Annotated in this window: 2 protein-coding genes; one reads left to right on the top strand and one right to left on the bottom strand. The window is 66.7% G+C overall.

Features of this window, described 5'->3' with window-relative positions; genetic code table 11:
• The first annotated feature begins 119 nt into the window (after window positions 1–119).
• Window positions 120–821 carry a plasmid pRiA4b ORF-3 family protein gene (locus tag ACJH6H_RS29615; protein WP_406776381.1) on the top strand — a complete coding sequence of 234 codons (702 nt, stop codon included), beginning with the start codon at window positions 120–122 and terminating at the stop codon, window positions 819–821.
• Between the two features lie 7 nt (window positions 822–828).
• On the opposite strand, the gene ACJH6H_RS29610 is transcribed toward ACJH6H_RS29615, so the two are convergent.
• Window positions 829–2,151, bottom strand: coding sequence for an ISL3 family transposase (locus ACJH6H_RS29610; protein WP_406776380.1), 1,323 nt, complete (start codon window positions 2,149–2,151; stop codon window positions 829–831).
• Between the last annotated feature and the right edge of the window lie 110 nt (window positions 2,152–2,261).

The following is a 2,261-nucleotide window of genomic DNA, read 5'->3' as shown; positions in this document are numbered from 1 at the left end:
GGCTCTTCGCACTTGACGGTGTAGGGACGATCAGCTGCTTTCGGTTGGTCCTGTGATCGGGTGTCTGGTTGGCTGGGTGTGTGCCGGAGGAGAAGCGGAAGAGTAAGAGGAAGAGCGGAGTGTCCGGGGGTGGTGTGGATCTGGTGTTGCTGCAACAGTTGATGGCCGATGCTGGTCGGGACGTGTTCGCGGGGGTGCTCGATGAGCCGGTGCCCGAGGTGCGGGCGGTGCCGGAGCGTGTGCGGGGTTTTCGGGTGCGGTTGGACCTGATGTACGCCAAGCCGCCGATCTGGCGTCGTCTGGTCCTGCCGGGTGACCTCATGCTTGATGAGCTGCATGTCGTATTGCAGGTTGCGATGGGTTGGCAGGACGGTCATCTGCATAAGTTCGGTGTTGGGGCGGATCGGCGTACCCGTGCTTACTTCGTGACCGGGTTTGATCTCAGCGAAGGCGACGAGGGTGTCGTCGAGGACGGTGTGCGCCTGGATCAGGTGGTCTCCGGTAAGGGCGAGCGGTTGTTCTATGACTACGACTTCGGCGACGGATGGGAGCACGTGCTGGTGGTCGAAGACGTTTTCGATGATCCGCCCCCGGTTCCGGTGTGTCTGACGGGCAAGATGGCCTGCCCGCCGGAGGATTGTGGGGGCCTGGGTGGCTACGAGGAGTTGGCTGCGTGGGTTCGTGGCGGGTACGACCCGCGGGCAACGCCGATGGGGCTGGGTGCGCAGGAGATGAGGGACTGGCTGCCCCGGGGCTGGCACCCCGATCGTTTCTCGGTGGCCGAGACCAATGACGCTCTGGCCGCGTTGAGCACGCGTTGACGATTCTTCACTGCCGAGGTTGACGGAGCTGGGTTCGGAAGCCTCCGGTCTCGAGCAGTGACCGGGCGATGTAGTTGGTGAGGTTGCGGAAGCCCAGCGCGGATCCGCGCAGGTGTTCGAGGCGGCCGTTGATTGCTTCGGTTGGCCCGTTGCTGGTGCCGGGGCGGTCGAAGTAGGCCAAGACGTCGGCGGCGCGTCTCTTCAGGGTCCGTCCGAGGGTGATCAGTTCGGTCAGCGGCTTGGGAACCCCGGTGCTCAGCGTGGTGATCAGCGCCGCCATCATGGTGCGGGCTTTGCGGCGGTCCGGTTCGCGGTAGGCGGCCACAGTGCGTTGATAGATGTGCCAGGTGGCCTCGACCTCAGCGTGGGCGTCGATGGTGAACAGTGCGGTCAGTCGGGTTTTCTGCCGGTCGGTGAGCAGATCGGCTCCGGTGTGCAGGGTGCGCCGGGATCGGTAGAGCGGGTCGGTGCTGCGGCCACGGTGCCCGCAGGTGGCCAACTGGACGCGGCGGCGGCACTCGTCGAGGGCGTTGCCGGCAAGGCGGACCACGTGGAAGGGGTCCATCACCGTCGCCGCGGCGGGGAGTTCTTCGGTGGCGGCGGTCTTGAAGCCGGAGAAGCCGTCCATGGCAACGACGTCCACGCCGTCACGCCAGTCCTGCGGGCGCTGGGCCAGCCAGTCGGCGACCGCCTTCTTGGACCGGCCCTCGACCATGTCGAGCAGCCGGGCCGGGCCGGTCCCGTCACGCACGGGGGTGAGATCGATGATGACGGTGACGTACTTGTCGCCGCGGCGGGTGTGCCGCCACACGTGTTCATCGACGCCGATCACCGCCACGCCGTCGAAGCGGGCCGGATCAGCGATCAGCACCCGCTGACCTTCGGCCAACACGGCGTTGTTGGCGGTGTTCCACGACACCGCTAACGCCTCGGCGACCCGGGCAACCGACAAGTGCTGACAGACAAGGGCTTCCAGCGCCCAGCGCAGAGCACGCCGGGACAACCTGGCCCGTGGCTCGGCCGCCCTACTGGTGTCCTGGCGCCACACGTGAGCACAACCGGCGCAGCGGTAGCGGCGGATCGTGACCAGCAAGGTCGTGGGCCGCCACCCGAACGGTTCATGGGCCAACGTGCGGGTCACGCTGTCACGCACAACGCCCTCTTCGCCGCAGCGGCGGCACCACCGATCGTCATCGGCGACCCGGCACGCCAGCACGGCCCGACCGGCAGCGAGCTGTTGGCCGGTCACCTCCAACCCGAGCTCGTCAAGGCGGCAGAAAGTGGTCAGGTCAGCGCAGGCGAAGCCCGCCCGACCGGTAGCGTCAGGCACGTCGAGGTCTTTCGGATGAGGCGTGTACGAACCTTCATCATCGGAAGACCTCGACCCCTACCTAGGCAACGACGCGCCGACCACCTCTACACCCTCAACTGCGAAGAGCC

Origin of the sequence: Mycobacterium sp. SMC-21, from assembly GCF_045310825.1 — a bacterium.
Taxonomy (GTDB): domain Bacteria; phylum Actinomycetota; class Actinomycetes; order Mycobacteriales; family Mycobacteriaceae; genus Mycobacterium.
The sequence above is the reverse complement of the archived record's forward strand: the minus strand, read 5'-3'. Positions and strand labels throughout refer to the sequence as shown.